The sequence below is a fragment of the Aquimarina sp. MMG016 genome (assembly GCF_018100805.1).
In the GTDB taxonomy this organism is placed as follows: domain Bacteria; phylum Bacteroidota; class Bacteroidia; order Flavobacteriales; family Flavobacteriaceae; genus Aquimarina.
This window is the reverse complement of the sequence record NZ_JAGJEA010000005.1, coordinates 215,418-240,969: the sequence shown is the minus strand read 5'-3', so window position 1 is coordinate 240,969 and position 25,552 is coordinate 215,418. Positions and strand designations below refer to the sequence as shown.

Annotated in this window: 18 protein-coding genes and 1 tRNA gene; 16 read left to right on the top strand and 3 right to left on the bottom strand. The window is 33.0% G+C overall.

What is annotated here, in order from left to right; translation table 11 throughout:
• Nucleotides 1-15 precede the first annotated feature (15 nt).
• From J8M14_RS12205 to glpK, 6 genes are all read left to right on the top strand, one after another.
• On the top strand, nt 16-3,333 hold the full coding sequence (locus J8M14_RS12205) for a VCBS repeat-containing protein (protein ID WP_247672625.1): 3,318 nt from the start codon (nt 16-18) through the stop codon (nt 3,331-3,333).
• 1 nt (nt 3,334) lies between these two features.
• Nucleotides 3,335-6,640 (top strand): VCBS repeat-containing protein, encoded by a 3,306-nt coding sequence (locus J8M14_RS12200; protein ID WP_211074900.1) that lies wholly within the window; start codon nt 3,335-3,337, stop codon nt 6,638-6,640.
• A gap of 139 nt (nt 6,641-6,779) precedes the next feature.
• Complete coding sequence (locus J8M14_RS12195) at nt 6,780-9,956, top strand: VCBS repeat-containing protein (RefSeq protein ID WP_247672624.1); 3,177 nt, start codon at nt 6,780-6,782, stop codon at nt 9,954-9,956.
• On the top strand, nt 9,922-11,331 hold the full coding sequence (locus J8M14_RS12190) for a vanadium-dependent haloperoxidase (protein WP_247672623.1): 1,410 nt from the start codon (nt 9,922-9,924) through the stop codon (nt 11,329-11,331). Before J8M14_RS12195 ends, J8M14_RS12190 begins: the two co-directional genes overlap by 35 nt.
• 22 nt (nt 11,332-11,353) lie before the next feature.
• On the top strand, nt 11,354-12,268 hold the full coding sequence (locus J8M14_RS12185; protein WP_211074898.1) for a hypothetical protein: 915 nt from the start codon (nt 11,354-11,356) through the stop codon (nt 12,266-12,268).
• 182 nt (nt 12,269-12,450) lie between these two features.
• Complete coding sequence (gene glpK / locus J8M14_RS12180) at nt 12,451-15,630, top strand: glycerol kinase GlpK (RefSeq protein WP_211074897.1); 3,180 nt, start codon at nt 12,451-12,453, stop codon at nt 15,628-15,630.
• A 3-nt stretch (nt 15,631-15,633) separates the two neighbouring features.
• Here the strand turns inward: glpK and J8M14_RS12175 are convergent, their stop codons facing one another.
• Both J8M14_RS12175 and J8M14_RS12170 read right to left on the bottom strand, forming a co-directional pair.
• Entirely contained in the window at nt 15,634-16,500 is an 867-nt protein-coding gene (locus J8M14_RS12175; RefSeq protein WP_211074896.1) for a phosphatase PAP2 family protein, read from the bottom strand.
• A gap of 67 nt (nt 16,501-16,567) precedes the next feature.
• Nucleotides 16,568-17,482 carry a LysR substrate-binding domain-containing protein gene (locus J8M14_RS12170; protein ID WP_211074895.1) on the bottom strand — a complete coding sequence of 305 codons (915 nt, stop codon included), beginning with the start codon at nt 17,480-17,482 and terminating at the stop codon, nt 16,568-16,570.
• A gap of 113 nt (nt 17,483-17,595) precedes the next feature.
• Here J8M14_RS12170 and J8M14_RS12165 point away from each other — a divergent pair, with 113 nt between their 5' ends.
• The 4 genes from J8M14_RS12165 to J8M14_RS12150 all read left to right on the top strand — a co-directional run bounded on the left by J8M14_RS12165 (nt 17,596) and on the right by J8M14_RS12150 (nt 19,585).
• On the top strand, nt 17,596-18,087 hold the full coding sequence (locus J8M14_RS12165; RefSeq protein ID WP_211074894.1) for a hypothetical protein: 492 nt from the start codon (nt 17,596-17,598) through the stop codon (nt 18,085-18,087).
• An 87-nt stretch (nt 18,088-18,174) separates the two neighbouring features.
• Complete coding sequence (locus J8M14_RS12160; protein WP_211074893.1) at nt 18,175-18,954, top strand: prohibitin family protein; 780 nt, start codon at nt 18,175-18,177, stop codon at nt 18,952-18,954.
• Between the two features lie 51 nt (nt 18,955-19,005).
• Nucleotides 19,006-19,233 (top strand): hypothetical protein, encoded by a 228-nt coding sequence (locus J8M14_RS12155; protein WP_211074892.1) that lies wholly within the window; start codon nt 19,006-19,008, stop codon nt 19,231-19,233.
• 55 nt (nt 19,234-19,288) lie between these two features.
• The gene (locus J8M14_RS12150) at nt 19,289-19,585 is read left to right on the top strand and encodes an HPF/RaiA family ribosome-associated protein (protein ID WP_211074891.1); all 297 of its coding nucleotides are present in this window, start codon (nt 19,289-19,291) and stop codon (nt 19,583-19,585) included.
• Nucleotides 19,586-19,740: 155 nt separating this feature from the next.
• On the opposite strand, the gene J8M14_RS12145 is transcribed toward J8M14_RS12150, so the two are convergent.
• Nucleotides 19,741-19,813, bottom strand: a tRNA-Phe gene (locus tag J8M14_RS12145).
• A gap of 185 nt (nt 19,814-19,998) precedes the next feature.
• On the opposite strand from J8M14_RS12145, the gene J8M14_RS12140 reads away from it, so the two are divergent.
• Genes J8M14_RS12140 through J8M14_RS12115 form a run of 6 tightly spaced genes read left to right on the top strand, consistent with a single transcriptional unit; the run spans nt 19,999 to nt 25,412 of the window.
• A complete protein-coding gene (locus J8M14_RS12140; RefSeq protein WP_211074890.1) occupies nt 19,999-20,730 on the top strand; it encodes a type III pantothenate kinase in 732 nt (243 codons plus the stop codon).
• A complete protein-coding gene (locus J8M14_RS12135; protein ID WP_211074889.1) occupies nt 20,727-21,971 on the top strand; it encodes a hypothetical protein in 1,245 nt (414 codons plus the stop codon). The genes J8M14_RS12140 and J8M14_RS12135 overlap by 4 nt, the downstream gene beginning before the upstream one ends.
• Before the next feature lie 18 nt (nt 21,972-21,989).
• Nucleotides 21,990-23,360 carry a hypothetical protein gene (locus tag J8M14_RS12130; protein ID WP_211074888.1) on the top strand — a complete coding sequence of 457 codons (1,371 nt, stop codon included), beginning with the start codon at nt 21,990-21,992 and terminating at the stop codon, nt 23,358-23,360.
• Entirely contained in the window at nt 23,360-23,917 is a 558-nt protein-coding gene (lptC, locus tag J8M14_RS12125; protein ID WP_211074887.1) for an LPS export ABC transporter periplasmic protein LptC, read from the top strand. The genes J8M14_RS12130 and lptC overlap by 1 nt, the downstream gene beginning before the upstream one ends.
• Nucleotides 23,918-23,925: 8 nt before the next feature.
• A complete protein-coding gene (locus J8M14_RS12120; RefSeq protein ID WP_211074886.1) occupies nt 23,926-24,123 on the top strand; it encodes a hypothetical protein in 198 nt (65 codons plus the stop codon).
• Entirely contained in the window at nt 24,123-25,412 is a 1,290-nt protein-coding gene (locus J8M14_RS12115; RefSeq protein ID WP_211074885.1) for a hemolysin family protein, read from the top strand. Before J8M14_RS12120 ends, J8M14_RS12115 begins: the two co-directional genes overlap by 1 nt.
• Nucleotides 25,413-25,552: the final 140 nt, after the last annotated feature.

Genomic DNA, 25,552 nt, shown 5'->3' with positions numbered 1-25,552 from the left:
ATTTAAAAGATTAGATTGAATACCCCTTTTAAAAATATCAGTATAATAATAGTCTTTTGTTTTACGCTCCTGATATCGTGTAAAAGAGAAAAGAAAACATATCTTTTTAACCTCTTATCAGAATCTGAAACAGGTATATCTTTTGTTAATGAGTTAAAAGATACCCCGGAACTTAATATTCTTACCTATTTATATTATTATAATGGCTCAGGTATAGCAGCAGGGGATTTTAATGGTGATGGTTGGCAGGACCTTTATTTTGTGTCCAACCAAAATGAAAATCAGTTATACATAAATCAAAAGAATTTTCGATTCAAAGAGGTAACTCCGGAAATATTAAAAGATAATAACGGTTGGTCTACTGGTGTTACTACCGTTGATATCAATAATGATGGTTTACTGGATATTTATGTTTGTAAAGTAGGTAATTATAGAGGTATAAAAGGTAAAAACAAGTTGTTTGTAAATCAAGGAATTGATAACGATGGTCTTCCAGTTTTTAAAGAAGAAGCATTAAAATATAATTTAGATATTATTAGTTTTTCAACTCAAGCTGTTTTTTTTGATTATGATAAAGATGGAGATTTGGATATGTATTTGTTAAATCATTCTGTTCATCCTAATCGGACTTATGGAAGAGGAGCTAAACGAAAACAAATAGATTCACTTTCTGGAGATCGGCTATATGAAAATGATAACGGATTATATAAAGATATTTCTGTAGAATCAGGAATATTTCAAGGCGCTATAGGATATGGACTGGGTATAGCAATCAGTGATATTAATAATGATACATATCCTGATATATATGTAGGGAATGACTTTTTTGAAAATGATTATTTATATATCAACCAAAAAGACGGCACATTTAAAGAACTAATTAGCAATACCCTACAGAATATACAACACACCTCTCATTATACCATGGGAGTAGATATTGCGGATATAAATAATGATGGATTTAGTGATATTCTATCCTTGGATATGCTACCGGAAGACTTGTCAACCTATAAATCGTCTGGTACTGAGTATACCTATTCAATTTATAATCAGTATCTAAAAAATGGATATCAACCACAATATATGCAAAATGCATTACAGTTGAATAGGGGTAACTCCACTTTTAGTGAAATTGCATTGTTTTCAGGTATAGCAGCTACAGAATGGAGCTGGACTCCATTAATGGCAGATTATGATAACGATGGGTTCAAGGATATTTTTATTTCTAACGGAATTAAGGGGGCAACTAATGATATGGATTTTATAAGCTTTATAGCCAATGATAATATCCAAAAGCGAATAAATCAAGGAATGACCAATGAAGATATGGCATTGATTAATGAACTACCTAGTAAAAAGACAAGTAACTATTTTTATAGGAACCAAGGGGATTTAACTTTTAAGAATATGTTTGGTAATTGGTCAGAAGAGATACCATCTTATAGCAATGGTGCTGTGTATTCAGATTTAGATAATGATGGAGATTTAGACCTTGTTGTTAATAATATTAATGAGAGAGCATTCATATATGAAAACGAATCCGACAAACGAATAGGAAATAGTAATTATATAAAAATAAAATTAAAAGGAACCAAAAATAACCTTAACGCAATAGGAGCGAAAGCAACTGTTTATACAAAAAAGGGTCTTCAAGTTTCAGAAATGTATACTACCCGAGGATATTTATCATCAGTTCCCCCAATTTTACATTTCGGATTGAATAATACTGCTGTTGTAGATTCGATAGTAATAGATTGGCCAGGTGGTGATATATCTATACATAAAGACATCCAGATAAACTCTACTATTTCCCTGAGTAAGGATATAGGTTCACTTTATGCTGGTTCAGTTGAGGAATCTCTTACTTTTTTAAGAAACGATTCGCTAACTATTAAATTCAAACACCAAGATTATGAAACTAAAGATTTTAGTGTAGAACCTTTAGCTCCATACGCCAGTTCAAATGAAGGGCCTCATCTCTCGGTGGAAGATATAAATAATGATGGATTTGAAGATGTATATATCCCAGGAGGGAGGTTTAAAACTCCAAGAATGTTTTTACAACAACCTTCTGGTGATTTTATAAAGAGTGATCAACCAAATTTTGAATCAAATAAACGTTATGAAGATGTAGATCAATGTTTCTTTGATACAGATGGAGATGGGGATTTGGATGTTCTTATTGGTTATGGAGGTAACGAAAACTATTCTGGATATCAAACTTCTCCCAAACTATTCATAAATGACGATGGGATATTTACTAAAAAAGAAAAAGCTTTTCCAGATATAGAAATAAATGCTTCAGTAGTTATTGCATCAGATATAGATAACGATGGTGATCAAGATGTTTTTATAGGTAGTAATAGTGTGCCTGGAAAATATGGGGTAACACCAAAAAACTATCTTTATAATAATGACGGTAATGGTAATTTTAGAGAGGTTACCTCTGATACCGCACCTGATTTATCTTTAATTGGACAAGTATACGACGCTAAATTTGTAGATGTTAATAATGATAATTACCAGGACCTAATATTAGCAGGACATTATATGCCAATCACAATACTAATCAATAATGGTAATAGTAATTTTAAGAAAGATGATAATCTATCGTTACAGAACACCAATGGTTGGTGGAATTGTATCGAAATTAAAGATATGGATAATGATGGAGACCTAGATATTATTGCCGGTAATTGGGGATTGAATAGCCGCCTATCGGCATCAATAGAAAAGCCTATACAGTTGTATCTAAATGATTTTGATGATAATGGGAGAGTTGATCCTATTGTAACTTATTTTTATGAGGGAAAAGAAACTCCTATTGCTACCAAAGATGAATTGTCTAAACAAATACCAGCACTTAACAAACAGTTTCTTTCCTATAATGCTTTTGCGAAAGCAGATTTCAATGATTATTTTCTCAAATCAAAAATAGATAATGCACGTAAAAAAGAGGTTTTCACCTTACAAACGACATATTTCGAAAACAAAGGCGATCTCAATTTTGTTGCTCACACACTCCCTTGGGATGCTCAGCTATCATCGGTACATAGTATTTTGATTAATGATGTAAATAATGATGGACATCAGGATATTCTTCTTGGAGGTAATACTTATGAGATTAATACACAATTAAGTAGATTGGATGCCTCTTACGGCACATTATTGATAAATGATCAAAAAGGAAATTTCAAAAGTAATATTAATAGCGGGTTTAGTGTTCAGGGAGCCGTTAGGACAATAAAAAAGATAAAAGTTAATGAACAAGAATATTTTTTATTTGGAGTGAATAATGATAGCCTTCAAGTGGTAAAAAAAATCAAAGAATAAAATGAACAAATTAATATATGGTTGTTTCATACTATTACTTCTAATCTCTTGTGATAAGAAAAATAATGAGGTAGAAGTTATTGTAGATAAAGAAACTTTATTCACAAAGTTATCTCCTGAAACTACAGGAGTTAATTTTACAAATACGGTACATAACGAGAGGGATTTTAATATATTCAAATATAGGAACTTCTATAATGGTGGTGGGGTTGCAATTGGAGATATCAATAATGATGGGTTACCGGATGTATATCTAACGGCTAATAGAGGAGATAACAAGTTATATCTGAATAAAGGAAATTTCATATTCGAAGATATATCTTCCGGCTCTGGAACCCTAGGCAAGAATTCTTGGTCAACAGGAGTGGTAATGGTTGATATTAACGCAGATGGTTTTTTGGATATCTATGTGTGCAATGCTGGTAATGCAGAAGGAGATGATCAAAAAAACGAATTATTCATTAATAATGGAGATTTAACCTTTACTGAAAAAGCAACTGATTTTAATTTAGCGGATAGTGGGTTTACCACGCATGCTGCCTTTTTTGATTATGATCTCGATGGCGATCTAGACGTATATATTCTCAACAATAGTTTTATACCAGTGAGTAGTCTTGGATTTGTGAACAAACGTAATCTGAGAGCAGAGGACTGGGATATTCCCGATATCCTTAAAGGAGGTGGAGATAAATTGCTTAGAAATGATAATGGAGTATTTACAGATGTTAGTGTAGAAGCAGGTATATATGGTAGTCTTATTGGATTCGGATTAGGAGTTACCATTGGAGATGTTAATAAAGATTTACTTCCGGATATATATGTGTCTAATGATTTCTATGAAAGAGATTACCTATACATCAACAAAGGAGACGGAACTTTTGATGAAGAAATAAAAGACTGGGTAAAACATTTGAGTATTTCATCTATGGGGGCTGATATGGCAGATATTAATAATGATGGATATCCTGAGATTTTTGTAACCGACATGCTTCCGGAAGATGATCAACGACTAAAAGAGACTACAGCTTTCGAAACCTATGATGTGTATCAATTAAAAAAAAGCAGAGATTTCTATAATCAGTATATGCAAAACTCTTTGCAATTTAATAATGGAGATAATACCTTTTCAGAAATAGCACTGTATAGTGGTGTGGCAAAAACAGATTGGAGCTGGGGAGCCCTACTTTTTGATATGGATAATGATGGATATAGAGATATTTATGTGAGTAATGGTATTTATCATGACTTAACCAATCAAGATTTTATGAATTTTTTTGCTAACGATATCATACAGAAAATGACATTAACAGGTAAAAAAGAGGAAGTGGATTCAATTATTAATAAGATGCCATCTACGCCAATTCCTAACTATGCATTTAGGAATAATGGAGACCTTACTTTCAATAATACCACAAGTGACTGGGGTTTTGATGAACCCACATTTTCTAATGGATCAGCGTATGGAGATTTAGACAATGACGGCGACCTTGATTTGATTATCAATAATTTTAATATGCCTGTTTCCATTTATAAAAATAATAGCGAAGGCAAAGAGAATAATTACCTTAAGATAAAGGTAAAAGGGAAAGGCAAAAATACTTTTGGGATAGGAAGTGTTGTGGAAGTGTATTCTGAAGAAGAAATCTTAAGGCAAGAATTAATACCTACCAGAGGCTTTCAGTCTTCAGTAGAATATACAATGACCATTGGTTTAGGTAAAACTAAAAAAACAGATTCTTTACGAATAATATATCCAACTGGTAAAACTCAAGTGTTGACTGATATTTCTTTAAATACCTTAATCGAGTTGAATGAAAAAGATGCAATAGAGGTTTATAAAAATAATCCTAAGTCTAAAACTGCTTATTTTGAAACAGTAACACATTCCATAGAATCGCATAAAGAAGATCCATATGTTGATTTTGATTATGAAGGGTTAATTTATAAAATGCAATCCAGAGAAGGACCAGCCCTGGCAATAGGAGATGTTAATAATGATGGTAATGATGATGTTTTTATAGGAGGGGCATTTAAACAAAAAGGGAAGCTATATCTACAAAACACTTCTGGTAAACTAATACCGGGAACATTCGAAACCGAGGAAGCTTTTGAAGATACAGTAGCAGTATTAGAAGACGTTGATGGAGATAAAGACTTGGATCTCATTATAGGATCTGGCGGTAATTATAAAGGAGCTAGAACAGGAGTTAGATATTATGTTAATGATGGTAAAGGAAATTTTTCCAGAGGGGGAATCATCAAGGCCACAAATACAAATATATCTACCATGGCAGCTTATGATTATGATCAGGATGGAGATATAGATTTATTTATTGGTAGTCAGAGTGTTGTTGGGATGTATGGAACTTCTCCTCAGAATTATTTAATAGAAAATGATGGGAAAGGAAATTTTAGGGACATAACTGCTATAAAAGCTCCAGGTTTAAAAGAAGTTGGTATGGTAACGGATGCTGTTTGGGAGGATGTTAATGAAGATCGTAAAAAAGACCTGCTTCTGGTAGGAGATTGGATGGCTCCAAAAATATTTACCAATGATGGAAATACATTAACTCAGCTGAGTACCAATATGGAGAGTATTTCCGGATGGTTTAATACCATAGAAGCCAAAGATCTTGATAATGACGGGGATATTGACCTGGTGTTGGGCAATAGAGGGTTAAATGCGATTTATCAGGTAGATGAATCCAGACCATCAAAAATGTATATTAGTGATTTCGACAATAACGGAACTATGGAGCAAATAGTTACCCAGACCATAAATGGTAGAGATGTTCCTATACATCTTAAAAACGAAATCACAGGACAAATTAACTCACTAAAAAAGCAAAACCTGAAATATTCGGAATATGCTACAAAAGCTATTGATGAATTATTCTCTAAAGAAACTTTAGATAAAGCCACAGTAAGAACAGTGAACAATTTTTCGAGTATGGTTGCTTACAATAATGGGGAAGGAAATTTTAGGATTAAACAATTACCAAAAGAAGTACAATTATCCTGTGTGTGCGATATCGAAACCATAGATCTTAACAACGATGGATTTATAGATCTCATTTTAGGAGGAAATAACTACAATTTTAAACCTCAGTTTTCCAGATTGGATGCTAGCAGAGGTAATGTATTACTTAACGATGGAAAGGGTGGGTTTATAGATCAAAAATCTTCAGGATTTCAGGTAGAAGGGGAAGTAAAAGCCATGCGATGGATGACAAATAAGTCTGGCGATAGATATCTGGTGACTGTTATTAATAATCAAGAACCAAAGATCTTTAAACTTAATGAGTAGGGTTGTAAAAATAGTATACGATTGCTGGGTAAGAGTGCAGAATCTATTAGGTATCCGTAGAGTAATTTTTTTTATAATCACTCTGTTAATAGTTTCTTGTTCCAAACAAAAATTACAGCAAGGAGCCTTGTTTGAAAAAATGCCTTCAGCAATAACTAAGGTAACCTTTCAGAATGAACTTAATCCTACAGAAGAATTAAATATTCTGGACTATCTGTATTTTTATAATGGTGCTGGTGTAGCGGTAGGAGATATTAATAATGACGATCTGGTAGATGTGTTTTTTACTTCCAATCAAGGTGAAAACAAGCTATATCTCAATAAAGGAGATTTTCAATTTGAAGATATTACCAAAAAAGCTGGAGTAGCAGGAAAATCAGATTGGAATACGGGAACAACTATGGCTGACGTAAATGGAGATGGGTATCTCGATATTTATGTTTGTGCCGTAACCGGAATTCAGGGCCTGCAAGGGCAAAATGAGTTGTTTATCAATAATGGTAATGGAACATTTACTGAGAAAGCATCAGTCTACGAATTAGATTTTCAGAATTATTCTACTTCAGCCAGTTTTTTTGATTATGATAATGATGGAGACCTTGATATGTATCTCTTAAATCACGCAATACATACACAAAATTCATTTGGTAAAGCAGCAATTAGAAACAACCGCCATAAAAAAAGCGGAGATAAGTTACTTCGTAATGATGGAAATAAGTATACTGATGTAAGCGAAGAAGCAGGCATTTATGGAGGGGTAAATGGATATGGATTAGGGGTTGCTACAGCAGATTTTAATAATGATGGATATACGGATATTTACGTAAGTAATGATTTTCATGAAGATGATTATTACTATATAAACAATGGAGATGGCACATTCAGAGAAGCACTCAAAGAAAAATTTGGGCATACCAGTCGATTTTCTATGGGTAGTGATGTTACAGATATCAATCACGATGGATATACAGATATATTAACCCTGGATATGACTCCCGAAGATGAAAAAGTGCTTAAGGCATCTGCAGGGGATGAAACGATTGATATGCTGAATATGAGAGTCAACAGATTGGGATATCATTACCAGTATGCTCGTAATATGATTCAGATAAACCAAAAAGGCCAATACTTTACAGAAACAGCATTGATGAGTGATATAGCTTCCACAGATTGGAGTTGGTCAGTGTTATTTGCAGATTACGATCAAGATGGTGAGCAAGATATATTTATATCTAACGGAATACCAAAGCGGCCAAATGATTTAGATTATATCAAATACATTTCAAACGATAAGATTAAAGAAAAACTTAATACTACCAAACTAGTAGATAACGAAGCACTTAATATTATGCCATCAGGATCTGTGCAGAATTATATATTTAAAGGCAATAGAAGTATAGTTTTTGAAGATAAAACTGCAAATTGGTTACCAAATGAAAAAGTGATTTCTACTGGTAGCGCTTATGCTGATTTTGATAATGATGGAGATCTGGATATTGTGACTAATAATATCAATACTCCGGTTGCTTTTTATAAAAACAAAACTAATGAAAAAGCAAGGTTTTTAAAACTGAAGTTAAGTTTTAAAGCATCTAATAAATTTGGCATAGGAGCCAAGGTTATATCTTATCATCAGGGAGTTGCTCAATGTAAACAATTATATACCTCTAAGGGGTTTCAGTCCTCTTCAGAGCCAGTTATTCATTTTGGTTATGGAGATGTTGAGGTAATAGATTCATTAAAAATTATTTGGCCTGATAGTACTATTCAGATAGCAGAAAACATAAAAACCAATCAAACCCTGAATATCAAATTACTACATAAAAGAAAATCAGTGGATTATGATGATATATTTCCAAATTCTAAAGGATGGTTTAGAAAAGTCGATAACATTCCCGGATTACAATATGTCCATAAAGAAAATAGCTATATAGATTTTAACCGACAGAAATTGATACCCTATAAAATCTCGGATAAAGGTCCTGCAACAGCTGTCGGAGATTTGAATGGAGATGGAAAAGATGATATTTTTTTCGGAAGTTCAAAAAACAAATCTTCTATACTATTTTTTCAAAATGCAAATGGTTTTGAATCACAACAGATTGATGTGCTTGAAGCCGACAAACAAAGCGAAGATATAGTTGCTTTGATCAAAGATTTTAATAGGGATGGTAAAAAGGATCTTATTGTAGCATCGGCTGGAGGAGAAATCTCGGGTTCGTCCAAAACATTATTAGATCGGTTATACATTAACTCAGGTTCAGTATTGATAAAAAGTGATTTTCCGGAAATTTATGAACATACTTCTACTATAAAAGCAAATGATATAGATGGTGACGGAGATCTAGATTTATTTGTAGGTAGTTATGCGGTAGCTGATGATTTTGGTAATATTCCTGAATCTTATGTGTTGATAAATGAGCAAGGAAGGTTTAGAATAAAAGAAAACAAAGAACTTCAACAAATTGGAATGGTAACTAATGCCACTTGGAGTGATTTTGATAATGATGGAATTAAAGATCTAATAGTTATCGGAGAATGGATGTCTCCACATTTTTTTAAAAATGACAAAGGAGAATTAGTAGATGTGACTGAAACTATTGCTTCAAAGAGACTCAATGGATTATGGCAGTCCATACAAGAGTTCGATATCGATAATGATGGTGATCAGGATTATTTATTAGGTAATTTTGGATTGAATACTAAATTTAATGCATCATCAGATTATCCAATGCGATTATATTATTCTGATTTTGATAATAATAAAAAAACAGAAACTATTTTGGCACTTCCTAAAGATGGAAAATATTATACAGCTTTGGGATTAGATGAATTATCTGGTCAGTTAAATTATTTACGCAAAAAATTTACAACCTATAAAGATTTTGCCGGGAAAACGGTAGAAGAAGTTTTCGGTAATGATATTTTGAAAGAAGCTACTATTTTAGAAGTACATGAATTAGCATCGGGATATTTAGAAAACCAAAATGGTAAATTTTCTTTTATTCCTTTTGTAAATGAGCTTCAGGTTTCTCCTATTACATCAATGCTAAAACACGATTTTGATAAAGACGGTAAACAAGAAGTATTCTTGGCAGGAAACTATTTTGGAGTAATCCCATATCACGGAAGATTTGATGGTTTTGGAGGAGCAATATTAAAAGATAGAAATAGTATAATTGAGGCTCCGGAACTGAATGTTAATCTATCTCAAAAATTAATTAGAGGTTTAAATATTATTAATTTTGATAGTAAGGACTATTTATTAATTACAGTACACAATGAAAAAGCAGAGATATATGAATTTTCTAAATAAATTATGCACTATTTCCTCTTTGAAGGTGGTAAGAAAGGTGTTTTCATTAGCTTTACTAATAGTAGTTTTGACTTCCTGTCAAAAGGAACCCCAGGAAATCATAATCACAGCAGATGATTATCACGCAGCGGTGGATAAGATCACAGAAGTAATGGTTCATGACATTTTTTCGCCACCGGTGGCTAGTAGAATATATAACTATTCCAATATTGCAGCCTACGAAATAATTCGTCAAGAAGAAGATAAATATATTTCATTAGTTAATCAGTTACATGATTTAAAATCTATACCTATTGCAAATGCAGAAAAAAAGATAAACTATAAAGTAGCGGCATTAGTAGCATATCTCGAAGTAGGGAAAAACCTTATTTTCTCTGAAGATCGAGTAGTAGTCTACCAAGATAGTTTATACAACTCCTGGAAAGATATAGATAAAACTACCTTTAATAATTCTAAGGCGTACGGAGATGAAGTTGCCGAACATATAAAAAACTGGTATGCCTCTGATAATTATGCTCAGACTCGAACAATGCCAAAGTTTTCAGTAAATACAGAAGATCCTTCTCGCTGGCAACCTACACCTCCGGATTATATGGATGGGATTGAACCTCATTGGTCTAAAATAAGGCCGTCAATCATAGATTCTGCAGCACAGTTTAAACCTGCCAGATATCCAGATTTTTCTATGGAAAAAGATAGTCCTTTTTATAAAGAAGTAATGGAGACCTATGAAGTTGGTGAAACAATTAAAAAAGAAGGAGAGACTTCTGAAAAACTCGAAATTGCCCAGTTCTGGGATTGTAACCCCTATGTTTCAACGCATAAAGGGCATCTGATGTTTGCTACCAAAAAAATAACCCCGGGAGCACATTGGATCGGAATATGCAAGATTGCTAGTAAAAAAACCAATGCTGATTTTGCAAAAACCATTTATGCATACACAAAAACTTCTATTGCTATTGCTGATGCGTTTATTAGCTGTTGGGATGAGAAATACAGAAGTAATTTGATCCGCCCGGAAACGTTGATCAATCAGCATATCGATGAGAACTGGGTGCCGGTTTTACAAACACCACCTTTCCCGGAGTACACTAGCGGACACTCTGTAGTATCTGGAGCAGCTTCTACAGTTTTGACAAAGATATTTGGAGATAACTTTGCATTTAATGATAATACAGAGGTGCAATATGGGTTGCCAATACGTTCTTTTAACTCATTTAATCAGGCTGCAGATGAAGCGGCCATAAGTAGATTATACGGAGGAATACATTATAGAGCTGCTATAGATTTAGGGTTAGAACAAGGACGGTCGTTGGGAAGTTTTGTGAATAAAAAATTGAAAATGAACAAAGAAGCTTCTGTAGTTACGAAGTAAAACTGTATTAAAGTATAAAAGAGTGAAGAGAACAAAAGTTTTTTCAATCACCACAATTTTGTTTTTGGGGATAACAATTTGGTATTTGTTTATTAAAACATATGATTATCAGATTACTTTTAGAGCAAAAGGTGCTCCTGGAAGTATATATCATCAAATATTGAGTTGGGAATCTTGGGGGAATGATTCAAAATCGTTGAACATCAATACTTTGAATGCTAGTCTGTTCGAAACAGTACGGCAGCAGGTTAAACTAAAAGATACTACACTTAATCTATACTGGAGTTTACAAAGCGTTAATGATTCTGTTACAGAAATTAAAGTTGGAATTACTTCAAAAGAACATTCTATTATCAATAGACTAGGGGTGTTGTCCGGAGAAACAAAATTCATTAGATCGGTTAAAAAAGAGCTAACTGGTTTTGGTAAAGGGGTCAATAATTTTTCACATAATTTTAGAATAAAAATAGAAGGAGAATCCGAAATTCCTGAAGTTGAATATTTGTATTTATCCTCAAAAACTAAACGTTTTATGAAGGCAGGTGCGATGTTAAGAGCTAATGCGGATTTATATCCTAAAATAATTGAGAATAAAATTGAGCAAAACGGGTATCCATTTGTGAAAATTAGAGAATGGGATATAAGAACTGATGATATCTGGTTTGATTTTGGTTTTCCAATAGAATATAAGGATTCGCTCCCTACAAGTTCTAAAATAAAATATAATAAACGTCCTTCTCGTAAAGCACTAAAGGCTATTTTCTATGGTAATTATAGGAATAGTGATCAGGCCTGGTTTGCATTATTAGAATATGCTAAACGAAGAAGTATTTTAGTAGAAAAAAAACCATTAGAGATTTTCTACAATAACCCTATGCAAGATGATAATGCATCCAGCTGGAAAGCAGAAATTTTCTTGCCGATTAAAGACAAGTAGTTTTCTTTAAAGAAAATATAATACAAACGATTACATTTTTTTTATACTTAGATTCTCTTTTCTATTGGTCAAAAAGATACTATTTTACATAGTGATTTCAATTACAAAGTAATGTGAAAGATTGTTTAATGGTTATTTTGAAATAAGGATATTCAATATAACACTTCAAATAAAATTCTGATATGGTCAAGAAATATGTAATCGCATTTGATCAGGGTACTACCAGCACACGTGCAATTATTTTTAATAACCTTGGGGAGATTTGTGGAATTGCGCAACAAGAACTCACTCAGCAGTATCCAAAACCTGGATGGGTTGAGCATGATCCTTTAGAAATTTTTAGACACCAACAAGAAGTATTTATAGAAGTAATTGAAAAATCAAATATATCTATCGAAGATGTGGCCGCTGTTGGAATCACAAATCAACGTGAAACGACAGTGGTTTGGGATAAAAATACCGGATTACCTGTTTATAATGCCATTGTTTGGTTAGATAAAAGAACTACAAAGATTTGTGAATATTTAAAAGCCGAAGGATTAAGCGATTATGTATCAAAGAATACCGGGTTGATCATTGATTCTTATTTTTCTGGAACTAAATTAAAGTGGATTTTAGATAATGTAGATGGAGCAAGAGAAAAAGCTGAGAAAGGAGAACTATTATTTGGAACTATAGATACTTGGCTGATTTGGAAATTCACCAACGGAACAAGTCATGTCACGGATCATTCTAATGCTTCCAGAACAATGTTGTATAATATCATTAATCTGGATTGGGATGAAAAACTATTATCTGCTATGAGTATTCCTAAGACGGTACTTCCTAAAGTTCAATATTCCTCTTCTGATTTTGGAAACATTGATTATGATGGTCACAACATCCCTATTTATGGTGTAGCCGGTGATCAACAGGCTTCTTTGTTTGGGCAAGGAGGGTATAAATCCGGAATTGCCAAAAATACCTATGGGACGGGTTGTTTTATGTTACTCAATACAGGAAAGAAACCTTATAAATCTCAGAATGGATTATTAACTACATTGTGCTGTAGTATACCCGAAGACAATATAAAATATGCGTTAGAAGGAAGTGTTTTTGTGGCAGGAGCTTCTATACAATGGCTCAGAGATAAACTCCAGGTAATTGAAAAAGCTTCTGAAACCGAAGAAATTTGTAAAACAACCAAATCTTCAGAAGATTTATATGTTGTTCCGGCATTTGCAGGACTTGGAGCTCCGCATTGGGATATGAATGCCAAAGGAGCGATTTATGGACTTACATTGGATTCTGGTAAAAATGAGATTGTAAAAGGCACTGTAGAAGCGTTAGCTTATCAAACCCGGGATGTACTGGAGGCCATGATAGAAGATAGTGGTAAACAAATGGCATCACTAAAAGTTGATGGAGGAGCATCTGCAAACAATTATCTAATGCAATTTCAGTCAGATATTCTTAATGTAGAAGTGGATCGCCCTAAGATGTTAGAAGTTACTGCATTGGGTGCAGCTTTTCTTGCAGGAATTAAAGCAGGAATTTGGACTAAAAAAGATATCACCAAGATCAGAGCTGTCGATACCATATTTAAACCAAAAATTACAGAACACGAGCGAAGCCGAAAATATATCGGGTGGCAAGAAGCAGTATCTAGAACACTAACAGTAAACAAAAATATGTTGGCTGTAAAGGAAGAAGGGCCAATACGGTTTTCGGTACTAGATCGTCAAACACAACTCCAAAGGGCTAAAAACACAAAATATGACCTTACTATTATAGGCGGAGGAGTTACAGGGGCAGGAATTGCTTTAGATGCAGCCTCCAGAGGGTTAAGAGTGTGTCTGATTGAAAAAAATGATTTTGCTTCGGGGACTAGTAATAAATCCACCAAACTTATCCACGGAGGATTACGATATCTAAAGCAATTAGAAATTGGATTAGTTGCAGAATCAGGAAGTGAAAGAGCTACCGTACATAAAATAGCTCCTCATTTGGTGGTTCCGGAGAAAATGTTGCTTCCTCTTATTGAAGGCGGTACCTATGGTAAAGTTATGGCTTCAATTGGATTAAAAGTTTATGATTTTTTGGCTAATGTAGAAGGAGATGATAAACGCAAGATGCTTAGCGCAAAGGAAACTATGAACAAAGAACCTTTATTAAACAAAGAAGGCCTTACCGGAGGAGGGTATTATGCAGAATATAGAACTGATGATGCAAGGCTTACAATTGAATTACTTAAAAAAGCAGCTTCCTATGGCTCAAATAGTATTAATTATTGTGAAATGACTTCTTTTAATTATGATGACGAAGGTAAAATTAAAAGCTTACAATGTTTGGATCATAATACCAAAGAAGTATTTACAATTAAATCTAGGAGTTATGTTTCTGCAGCTGGCCCGTGGGTAGATCTTTTAAGAGAAAAAGACGACTCCTTGAATAATAAGTATCTCCATCTTACTAAAGGTGTACATTTGGTTTTTTCCAGAGAACGTTTTCCGCTTACACAATCTATCTATTTTGATGTACCTGATGGAAGAATGATTTTTGCCATTCCAAGAGGAAGAGCCACTTATGTAGGAACCACGGATACAAATTATAATGCTAATTTAAATCGGGTCGTAGCTACGCAAGATGATGCTTCATATCTTCTTAAAGCGGTAAATAATATGTTTCCTAGTGAGGCATTAACAGTAGAAGATATAGAATCTAACTGGGCAGGACTGCGACCATTAATTCATGAGGAAGGAAAAGATCCGTCTGAATTATCCAGAAAAGATGAGATTTTTATATCCGAAACAGGATTGATCTCTATTGCCGGAGGAAAACTAACAGGGTATCGTAAAATGGCGCAGCGGGTTATCGACGAGGTTCTTAAAACCATGGGGAGTAAAAGAAGAGAGCGATTTTCTAAATCCCATACTAAACAAATACCGTTAACCAGTGATCCTCTTAAAAATAGTAAGGAAGTAGATGCTTATTTAGATCAGATTGCTCAGCAACTGATTGATTTGAAGGTTGAAGATTTGCATTATGGATGGTATTTGGTTTCTACCTATGGTAAACAAGCAGATATTATTATTGATAAAGTGAATTATTTTCTGAATGATGAAGTAGAAGAAAGATTAATACGGTCAGAGTTATGGTATTGTGTGCATCATGAGATGGTGAATAGTTTAGTAGATTTCTTTGTTAGAAGAACTGGAAGGTTATATTTTGATATTAATAGCGTACATAGATATAGATCAATTATAGAGGAAGATTTAATAAAATATCTTAATTGGAATGAAAACCGTCTTAAAAACGAAAATAAATATTTGGATATGCTGCTACAGGATGCCGCTACGTATTATGAGAAAGAATTTGAATAAATTTTAAAATGTACCAACAACTCCTAGTTGCCCTGCTCCTAGCTTAAGATCCCATTTGATTTTAAACTTTTTAGGGTTATATACATACCTTTTATTATTATTTAAAAAATTGTCAATTCCGTCAACAATAGCTATACTGAGGGCTATGCTCAAAGCGGTATCACTTAACCAATGTGCGCCTTCCCATAAACGGGATACAGGTGATAATAGACCTAATGCAATTATTCCACCTTTTACATAAGGGTTTTCAAACTGCTTAGCAATTGCATAAGCGGTGGTAAACGAAAGAATGGCATGTCCGGAAGGAAATGAATGATAAGCCGCCTCGTTTGACCAAAGTTGAAAGCTAAGATTACCTTCATTTGTTGTAGGTCTTGCACGACCAGCCAGGGTTTTACTAAAGGTCTGAATAATCCCTCCTGCTGTTGCAGAAGCAATCAGTAAAACACCTGTTTTTCTCACTTTTTCGTTTTTGGTGAATAAACCAAAAGCATAAACTCCGGTAGTAAGCCCATAATTGACCAAAGGTTTACCAAAGCGAAAACCTGTTTCTCTTATAATATGAGGAATTCCTTCTCTTTGATTGGTGAAATAATCATTAACGGGTTCGTCAACAGCCAATAAAATTGCACTACCGGCAATAACACTTCCAAAAGTTATCCAATCTTTTCCTTTCCATCGTGCAGGTTGTGTGTAAGCGTGTTTTACACCGCCAAAAACAGATGCGCCATCGTATTTTAGCATTTGCCAGGTAGTCAATTCTTTTTTTAAACCTAATGAATCAATAGGTTCTTGTAAATTTTGAGAATGTAACTGAAATGTAGAAAATATGAATATGGAAAGTACAAGTAAATATTTGGGTGTGTTCATATCAAAATTTTGCTTTACAAAAATAGTAACTTATGATGAATAGTAATAGTTGAGGTAAATCTGTTTTTTATATATTTTCAAATTTCTGTTTAATGACTGTATCCTTCTCACTTTCCAGATATTTTAAAAAAGCATCGGCAACCAATGAGAATTTTTTGTTTTTCAACCAGATTAGATGCCAGTTTGATTTAATAGGAAAACCTTTTACAGGTATGATCTGCAAACGGCCAGTTTTTAACTCATTTCTGATGCCAATCAAAGGCATAATAGAATATCCTAACCCTGCAAGTACAGCTTGTTTTACAGCCTCATTAGAGGTGAGTTCCATGTTTTTTCTAACTTTCAGATCATTTTTCTGAATAAACCTTTCCATAGTATGTCGGGTTCCGGAGCCTTGTTCTCTATATATGAGAGGAAGTTCGGCCAGGATGGAAGTACTGTACATTTTTTTATCAAATTTTTGCTCTGTATTGCCTACTAGATATAATTGATTTTCCATCAATTGAATCTTATCTATTTGAAGATGATCAGGAAGTACGGAAACCAGTGAAAAATCAACAGTATTTCGTTTAAGGCTTTCTATAACTTGTGCCTTATTGGTTACATCTAATACGAGATCGATACCTTCATGTTGATTAATAAAGTCTGAAAGAAAATATGGCATCACATATTTACCCGTTGATACAATCGAAATTTTTAACTTACCTGTAAGTTGACCACTATAAGACATTGTTTTATAATTGATCTCCTCTACTTCTTCTAATATTTTTTCTGCTGCTGCCGCTATTTCTTTTCCAAAATCAGTTATATATAGTTTTCTGCCAATCACTTCTGTAAGCGGAATAGGAAATTGATCTTGAAACTTCTTCAATTGTATAGAAACTGCAGGTTGGGTTAGATATAATTCTTCAGAAGCTTTTGTAATACTTTCTTTTTCAGTGATTTTTAAGAAAATCTGTAATTGATGAAGTGTATAATGCATAATTAGTATTTATGTAAATCATAATAAATATAAATAAAAATATATGGAAGTAATTCAGTAAATTTGAATAATTAATAAAAAATTAACAATAATGATTAAATAATATTATCAAAATGAAAAAAACATCATACATAATTGCATTTTTCTTATTCAGTAGCTTTTCTTTTTTTGGAAATGGAAGTTTTATGGACAAAGATGTTTTTATGTCTGATAGATGTGTAGATAAATTGAGCTGGTTTTGCCTTTATGGTGATACTAATTATTCAGTTTCGGGGAGTGTTTTGGAAGCCCCAAATAGTTTAAAAAATAAAATGATGGTTAATAATGAAACCTTGTTCCTTAATACCGAAAGATTAGCTCCTTTATCACTACTGTATTTGCACTCAGAAAATTATTCTGATATCAAAACAAAATCATTAGAATCCAAAATAAGAAACACTAATGGCGAGCATCGTTCTAGAGGTTTATTGCCTAAAGTGAATCCATCAATAATATTTCAAGAATATATCTTTAATACGAATCTCCGGTCTGTTGATATAAATTCTAATCAACATCCATTTTATGAGCTGAGACTTGAAGGTTTTGGAATTAGATTACGGATTTAAGTAGAGCATAATATATGCTATGATAAAATGAACCTTAGGTGTGATATTATTTTAATAATGAATGTTGAACAAAAAAAGTAAGCGTGTATGAAAACTAATTTTTTTCTTTTGATGGGAGTACTTATTGTATTTTCCAGTTGTGCGGTAATTAGGCCTGGAGAGGCTGGTGTAAAACAAACTTTGGGGAAGTTTTCTAATAAAGTTTCTACTCAGGGGACTGTATTTTATAATCCACTGGTAAGTAAAATAGTAAAAGAATCTACTCAGACTAGTAATATAAAATTGATTTTAAGTCTACCTAGTAAAGAGGGATTGAGTGTCAATTCAGAAATTTCGATTTTATATCGGTTAGAACAAAATAAAATTCCTGACGTATTAGAAAATTTAGGAGAAGGATATGAGTCTATTATTACTAGTGTGTTTAGATCAGCTTCTTCTGATGTATGTGCACAATTTTTTGCCAAGGATATGCATTCCGGTATGCGAGCCAAAATAGAGGATGAGATTATGATGAAGATGAAAGTAAATCTCGAAAAACAGGCTGATGGTATAGAATTAATAGCCGTATTGATGAAAAGTATTCAATTACCAAGAGGGTTGGCAAATTCAATAGAACAAAAATTGCAAGCAGAACAAGATGCGATGAGAATGGAATTTGTGATTCAGCAAGCTAAGTTAGAAGCAGATAGAAAAATAATTGATGCACAAGGAGAACGTGATGCACAAAAAATATTAGCTGAAGGGTTAACTAAGGAGATTATTAAAATACGAAGTATAGAGGCTTTTAATAAATTATCTCAGTCTCCTAACAGTAAGATCATTGTCACCGATGGAAAGACACCTTTATTAATAGAAGCAGATGATTAATAAAAAATAGTAGTAATAATTATTGTTAAATAAATTTTTAAAAACTTGATTATGGAGTTAGTGGAAAAAGCATTGGAATTCGAAAAAAGAAAAATGGCTCATATGACTTTTAGTGATAGGATTTCTGCATCAAGAGAAGCAAAAATATTAGTTCTGAAAATTAATGAGATTTATAAAAAGACCAAAGATCCTAAACTAATGGAAGTAATGAAATTGGTGACTGTTAAGAAACGAAAAATTGAAAAACGTCTAAAAGGAATTGTAAGAAGTAGTATTTAGTTTTTTAAATAACCTAATTGATTCTTTAAATGAATTGCCTAACGAATGAATGTAAATGAAAACAATCTTTGAATACGTGAATGTTAAAGCTAGCGACTCTTTGGAGTCATATGTAAATAAGAAAATGGACAAGCTTTATAATCAATATCCTTTTGTGATCAGAGGAGATGTGTTCTTTAAAAGAGAAAGCAAAAATGATGATTCAGGTCATATATGCGGAATTCGATTAAGCGCTCCTGGACCGAGAATTTATGCATCTTCTGATGAAAGAAGTTTTGGTAATGCTATTAATGAAACCATAGATGATCTCAAAGATCAGTTAAAGAAACGAAAAGAAAAACTATATCAATAATATAATTTTTGCAAAAATAAATTTGACTTGTTTTCTCATGATTACCCTGATTTTGATTTCGATCTATATTTAGGAAACCAGCATCTTCGTAATAAAACGATGTATAGGTCGAATTTCATTAAAAAAACCCGAACAATTTGTTCGGGTTTTTAAGGTGGTGCCTCCAGGAATCGAACCAGGGACACAAGGATTTTCAGTCCTTTGCTCTACCAACTGAGCTAAGGCACCTTGTTGTAAGCGGATGCAAATATAGAACGCTTTTTTTAATCATCAAAAGAAAAAATTAAAAAAATCGTTTTGTACTTTTGCGACTTACGAATAATCACATGAAATAAGCTATAATTTAGGTTAATAGCAACCAAAACGATTATGGATTAATTTCATCTGACTTCTAAAGAAATAAACGCAAACAGATGAATCTTGTTATAGATGTTGGTAATACTTATATAAAAATAGGGGTTTTTGATACATCTTCTATGGTATATAAAGAGACCATTGAACCACAAGGTTTTTCTGGTTTTATAGATAAGGTCAAGGAAGACTATCCTGCAATCAAGAATGCTATATTATCTTCTGTGTCTAACATTAGTAAAGAAGATGTAAATAAAATTAGTAGTTTTTTTAACACCTTAATTCTTGATCATACCTTAAAAATACCTTTTGAAAATTTATATACTACTCCGACCACTTTAGGAGTGGATAGAATTGCATTAGTTGCAGCAGCAGTAGATCAATATCCTAAGAAGAATACTTTGATAATTGATGCAGGAACTTGTATTACGTACGATTTTAAAAATAACAAGGAACAATATTTAGGAGGAGCTATTGCTCCAGGAATTCGATTGCGATATGCCAGTCTAAATAATTATACCGCAAATTTGCCCTTATTGGAAACAAAAATACCTGAAAATTATATTGGTGATAGTACAGAAAAGTCTATTCATTCTGGAGTAGTAAATGGAATTTTATGCGAAATAGATGGAGTAATTGCTCAATATTGCAACACTTATAATGATTTAACAGTTATTTTAACCGGTGGGGATGCTCATTTTTTGTCTAATAGATTAAAAAATAGCATATTTGCCACCTCTAATTTTTTATTGGAGGGACTAAATTACATTTTAGCTTTTAATAATAGTCAATGATAAAGAAGATTTTAGTAGTCATTCTGGTAATAGTTACCAGCATATCTTATGCTCAGGAAGGAACAACTTCGCCTTATTCTTTTTATGGAATCGGATTGCAGAAGTTTAAAGGAACGATAGAAAACAGATCGATGGGAGGGCTGAGTATTTTATCAGATAGTATTCATCTAAATCTTCAAAACCCATCTGCTTACGGAGAATTAAGACTTACCACGTATACTGTTGGTGTAAGTTATAGTAGTATTGCCATAAATAATGAAGCATCTAAATCATATACGGATAATGCTACATTAGATTATTTAGCCATAGGAATCCCGGCAGGAAAATTTGGTTTTGGCTTTGGGGTTATTCCTTTTACCTCTGTAGGGTATGATTTAAATTCCTTTGATGAAAATGGTGCTGAAAGAAGGTTCTCTGGTAATGGAGGGCTGAATAAAGTTTTCGTAGCTGCAGGCTTTAAAGTTAACGAGAATTTTAGTGTTGGTCTGGATTTTAATTATAACTTTGGTAATATTGAAAACAAAGCAATTTTTAGAGATCCAAATTCACAATTTGATACTAGAGAGATAACGGACTCTAATTTATCAGGGGTGAGCATGTCATTTGGATTGAATTATAAAAAAATGCTTAATAACAAGTTGGAGCTGATTGCCTCTCTTGTATCTACTCCATCTTTTAACTTGTCGTCAGCTAATTCTAGAGAATTAGCCACTATAACGATTGGGTCTAATGGTCAGGAAGCTGTTATTGATCGACAAGAAATAGAAATTGCGGATCGTAACCTTGATTTGCCTGCAGAACTTAAATTTGGTAGTGGAATCGGTGATCCAAAAAAATGGTTTGTTGGAGCAGAATATGTGTATAAGGATAATGGGGATTTTACAAATAGGTCGTTTACCAATGATAATGTATCTTATAAAAACGCATCAGAATTTAAATTAGGGGGATATTATTTACCTAAATATAATTCACTAACCAGTTATTTTAAAAGAGTGGTATATCGAGCAGGTTTTCGATATGAAGAAACAGGTTTAAACATCAACGGACAGTCTATTGATGAGTTTGGCATATCTTTTGGAGTAGGCTTACCGGTCGGCAACTTGTTTTCTAATGCCAATCTAGGTTTTGAATACGGACAACGAGGAAAAACAGATTTTGGATTAGTAAGAGAAGATTTTTTCAATTTTTCAATAAGTTTGTCTTTAAATGACCAATGGTTTAGAAAAATAAAATTTAATTAACTACAATTTAATACAGCTATGAATACTAAAGTTTTATATACGATAGCGGCGGGATTGGTTTTAAGTACAGCAACTATTACTGCTCAGGCTACTGACTGTGCAACTACTGCATCTATAGCCTATGAACATGCAAAAGTAAAGAACTATGAAGCGGCGGAAGCGCCTTTATGGAAAGTAAGAAAAGAATGTCCTACGTATAGTGTGGCAACTTTTCAGTTTGGTCAAAAATTATTAGCTGCTAAATATAAAAAAGCAGAAGCTGGTCAGAAAAATGCTTTAGCAAATGATATGATCGCACTTTGGAAAGAACGTAAGCAATATTTTCCTGCAAAAACTAAGATTGGTGATATGCACGCAAGTATTGGTCAGTTGATGCATGATAATAAGATCGGTACAAAAGAGACTCAGTATGCTGAGTTTCATAAAGCCTGGACAGAAGATAAAGCTAATGTAAGTAACCCAAAAAATGTTTATACATATTTCTCTTTATTAGTAGATCTTCACGGCGAGGGTAAAAAGGGAATTCAGGATGTTTTTGACCTTTATGATGATGTTATCGAAAAAATCGAAAACGAAGAAAGTGAAAAAGCAAAAACTATTTCTGAATTAACTGAAAAAGAAGAATCAGGGACTCAATTAAGCAACAAAGAAAAAAAGAAACTTAAAAGATCTGGTATAATTTTATCTAACTATAGTAAAGTAAAAGCTGGGGTTAATCAGAAGCTAGGAGAATTGGCAGACTGTAAAAACTTGATTCCTTTGTATAATACTCAGTTCGATGCTAAGAAAAGTGATATCAATTGGGTAAAAAGTGCCTCTAGAAGAATGTATTCAAAAGAATGTACTGACGATCCATTATTCTTTAAGTTAGTAGAGTCTCAGCATAATCTAGAGCCTTCAGCTAAAACTGCATACTATCTTGGGATATTAGCATTAAAGGATAAAAAGACTTCTGTAGCTTTAAAATATTTTAACCAGTCTGCTGAGTTAGAAACTAAAGCTAGTGATAAAGCTAAAGTATACTTTAAGATTGGAGAGGTAATGAAGAAGCAAGGAAGCAAAGGAAAAGCAAGATCATACTATAGAAAAGCATTGAAACAAAAGCCTTCTATGGGTGTTTGTTACCTTAGAATCGCAAGTATGATTGCCAGTAGTGCTAATAGTTGTGGAGATGATGTATTTAGCAAAAGAGCAGTGTATTGGTTAGCTGAGAACTATGCAAGAAGAGCAGGAAAAGTGGATCCAAGTTTAAAATCTACTGCTTCTAAAACGGCAGCTAATTATAAAGCTAAGGCTCCTTCTAAGACAGATATCTTTAATAATCCGGAAATAAAAACTGTAAAAATCGGATGTTGGATAGGAGAAACTGTAAGAGTTCCTAAACTATAATGCGAAACAACAGGTTGAATATCATATTAAACTTTGTCACAGTGCTTGCTGTGACATTGTTTTTTTCATGTCAATCGAAAGAGAAAAAAACTAAAAAGAACCTGATTTCTGAAGATGCGCCTATTGCTGAAGGTTTTGAAATTAACCTGAAGTATACGGACTCAGGAAGATTAACAGCAATTCTTAAAGCTCCAAGGATTTTAGATTTTACCAATAGCGATTTTGGGTATTGGGAGTTTCCTGATGGAATTGTCTTGGATATGATTGATAAAGATGGTGGAGTAAGTGTAGTGACTTCAGACTATGCTGTTTCTTATGAAAAAACGGGACTTATTGATATGCGTGGCAATGTAGATATTAAAACTGCAGATAGTACGCATCTACAAGCTCAACAACTATATTGGGATCAAAATATTAATTGGGTTTTTACCGATCTCCCTTATAAAAGTAGATTGCCGGATGGCGCTACAAATGAAGCAGATGGTTTTGATGCTAATCAAGATTTTACTATCTTGAATTCGCGCATCAATGAAGGAGTGATGTTTATAGAGGAATAAAAAATAATATGAAAAAAGTATCTAGATTTTTTGAATTTGCATATCTGGCGGTAATGGTGTTATTTCTTTACCAGGCATATGCAGAATGGGGTCAAGAAGGTGGTAGAAGCATATTATACCTTTGTTTTGCAGGAGTAGCAATATTTATGTATTTCTTCAAAAGAAGCTTTCGTAAACGATTCGAAGCAAACAACAAAGACCGATAATGGAACTGCAGATTACGGTCATTATTCTTTCCCTTATTCTTTCTGCTTTTTTTTCAGGGATGGAAATAGCTTATGTTTCTTCTAATAAAATCCATATTGAGATTGAAAAAAAACAAGGTGGTTTTCTTGCTGGTATACTCAAACGATTAACTAAAAAGCCTTCTAAATTTATTGCGACAATGTTAGTGGGTAATAATATTGCTCTAGTCGTATATGGGTATTATATGGGTGAATTATTAATGAATTCGTTTCAGTCTTTAATGCCAACAGGCCTTTGGGTTTTAGACTATTTATTCGCAGACCTTAGCCTGTTAACACAAACAGTAATATCTACAGTTATTATACTGCTAACAGCAGAATTTTTGCCTAAAGTCTTCTTCCAAATATATTCTAATACCTTATTAAAGGTATTTTCTTTTCCAGCCTATATCTTTTATTGGCTTTTTTCTCCGATATCATCGTTTGTGATTTGGATTTCGGATTTTGTATTGAGAAAATTTCTAAAAACTAATGGAGATGAAGTTCAGCTTGCATTTAGTAAAACAGAATTAGGGGATTATATTACGGAGCAGATGGAAACCGTAGAAGAGCATGATGAAATTGATAGTGAAATTCAAATTTTTCAGAATGCCTTGGAGTTTTCAGATGTAAAATCCAGAGAGGTTATGATACCCCGTACAGAGATTGTGGCTATTGATAAATCACAGTCCATAGAAGAGGCTAGTAAACTTTTTATTGACACAGGGTTGTCAAAAATATTGGTGTTTGATGTTACAGTCGATGATATTATAGGATATGTACATTCATTTGAGTTATTTAAGAAGCCAAAATCATTAAGGTCAATCTTAATACCAGTAGTTTTTGTGCCTGAAACAATGTATGTAAAAGACGTTCTTAATCTTCTGACTAAGAAACATAAAAGTATGGCAGTGGTTATCGATGAGTATGGTGGTACCAGTGGTATTATCACTGTAGAAGATATTGTCGAAGAGCTTTTTGGCGAAATTGAAGATGAACATGATTCGATAGCACTGATTGAGGAACAGTTAGCGGAAAATCATTATCGTTTTTCTGCAAGAATGGAAGTGGACTATATCAATGAAGCTTATAAATTGAATTTACCCGAGAGTGAAAACTATGAAACCTTAGGAGGTATGATTGTTAATCATACTGAAGAAATTCCTGAAAAAGGAGATAGAGTTAATATAAATTCCTTTAATATTAATATTGTCGAGACTTCTAATACTAAAATTGAAATAGTAGAATTAAAAGTAATTCCAGAAGATTGACCTTCTTCATAATTGCGACTCAGTGTTTTGTAATCCTTTGCTAGTTTAATTTCTTTAATTGTTTAAAAGGTTTTTTTGATAAAAAAGTATTCATTTTTTTGATAAAATGTCCTTTTAGGATTGATGCTTAAAACTATCTA

What these genes read in the sequence shown, in the direction of transcription:
- J8M14_RS12200 (WP_211074900.1), top strand. Translation starts at nt 3,335, where the DNA reads ATGAACAAATTAATATATGGTTGTTTCATACTATTACTTCTAATCTCT.
- J8M14_RS12195 (WP_247672624.1), top strand. Translation starts at nt 6,780, where the DNA reads ATGCCTTCAGCAATAACTAAGGTAACCTTTCAGAATGAACTTAATCCT.
- J8M14_RS12190 (WP_247672623.1), top strand. Translation starts at nt 9,922, where the DNA reads ATGAAAAAGCAGAGATATATGAATTTTCTAAATAAATTATGCACTATT.
- glpK (WP_211074897.1), top strand. Translation starts at nt 12,451, where the DNA reads ATGGTCAAGAAATATGTAATCGCATTTGATCAGGGTACTACCAGCACA.
- J8M14_RS12175 (WP_211074896.1), bottom strand. Translation starts at nt 16,500, where the DNA reads ATGAACACACCCAAATATTTACTTGTACTTTCCATATTCATATTTTCT.
- J8M14_RS12170 (WP_211074895.1), bottom strand. Translation starts at nt 17,482, where the DNA reads ATGCATTATACACTTCATCAATTACAGATTTTCTTAAAAATCACTGAA.
- J8M14_RS12165 (WP_211074894.1), top strand. Translation starts at nt 17,596, where the DNA reads ATGAAAAAAACATCATACATAATTGCATTTTTCTTATTCAGTAGCTTT.
- J8M14_RS12160 (WP_211074893.1), top strand. Translation starts at nt 18,175, where the DNA reads ATGAAAACTAATTTTTTTCTTTTGATGGGAGTACTTATTGTATTTTCC.
- J8M14_RS12155 (WP_211074892.1), top strand. Translation starts at nt 19,006, where the DNA reads ATGGAGTTAGTGGAAAAAGCATTGGAATTCGAAAAAAGAAAAATGGCT.
- J8M14_RS12150 (WP_211074891.1), top strand. Translation starts at nt 19,289, where the DNA reads ATGAAAACAATCTTTGAATACGTGAATGTTAAAGCTAGCGACTCTTTG.
- J8M14_RS12140 (WP_211074890.1), top strand. Translation starts at nt 19,999, where the DNA reads ATGAATCTTGTTATAGATGTTGGTAATACTTATATAAAAATAGGGGTT.
- J8M14_RS12135 (WP_211074889.1), top strand. Translation starts at nt 20,727, where the DNA reads ATGATAAAGAAGATTTTAGTAGTCATTCTGGTAATAGTTACCAGCATA.
- J8M14_RS12130 (WP_211074888.1), top strand. Translation starts at nt 21,990, where the DNA reads ATGAATACTAAAGTTTTATATACGATAGCGGCGGGATTGGTTTTAAGT.
- lptC (WP_211074887.1), top strand. Translation starts at nt 23,360, where the DNA reads ATGCGAAACAACAGGTTGAATATCATATTAAACTTTGTCACAGTGCTT.
- J8M14_RS12120 (WP_211074886.1), top strand. Translation starts at nt 23,926, where the DNA reads ATGAAAAAAGTATCTAGATTTTTTGAATTTGCATATCTGGCGGTAATG.
- J8M14_RS12115 (WP_211074885.1), top strand. Translation starts at nt 24,123, where the DNA reads ATGGAACTGCAGATTACGGTCATTATTCTTTCCCTTATTCTTTCTGCT.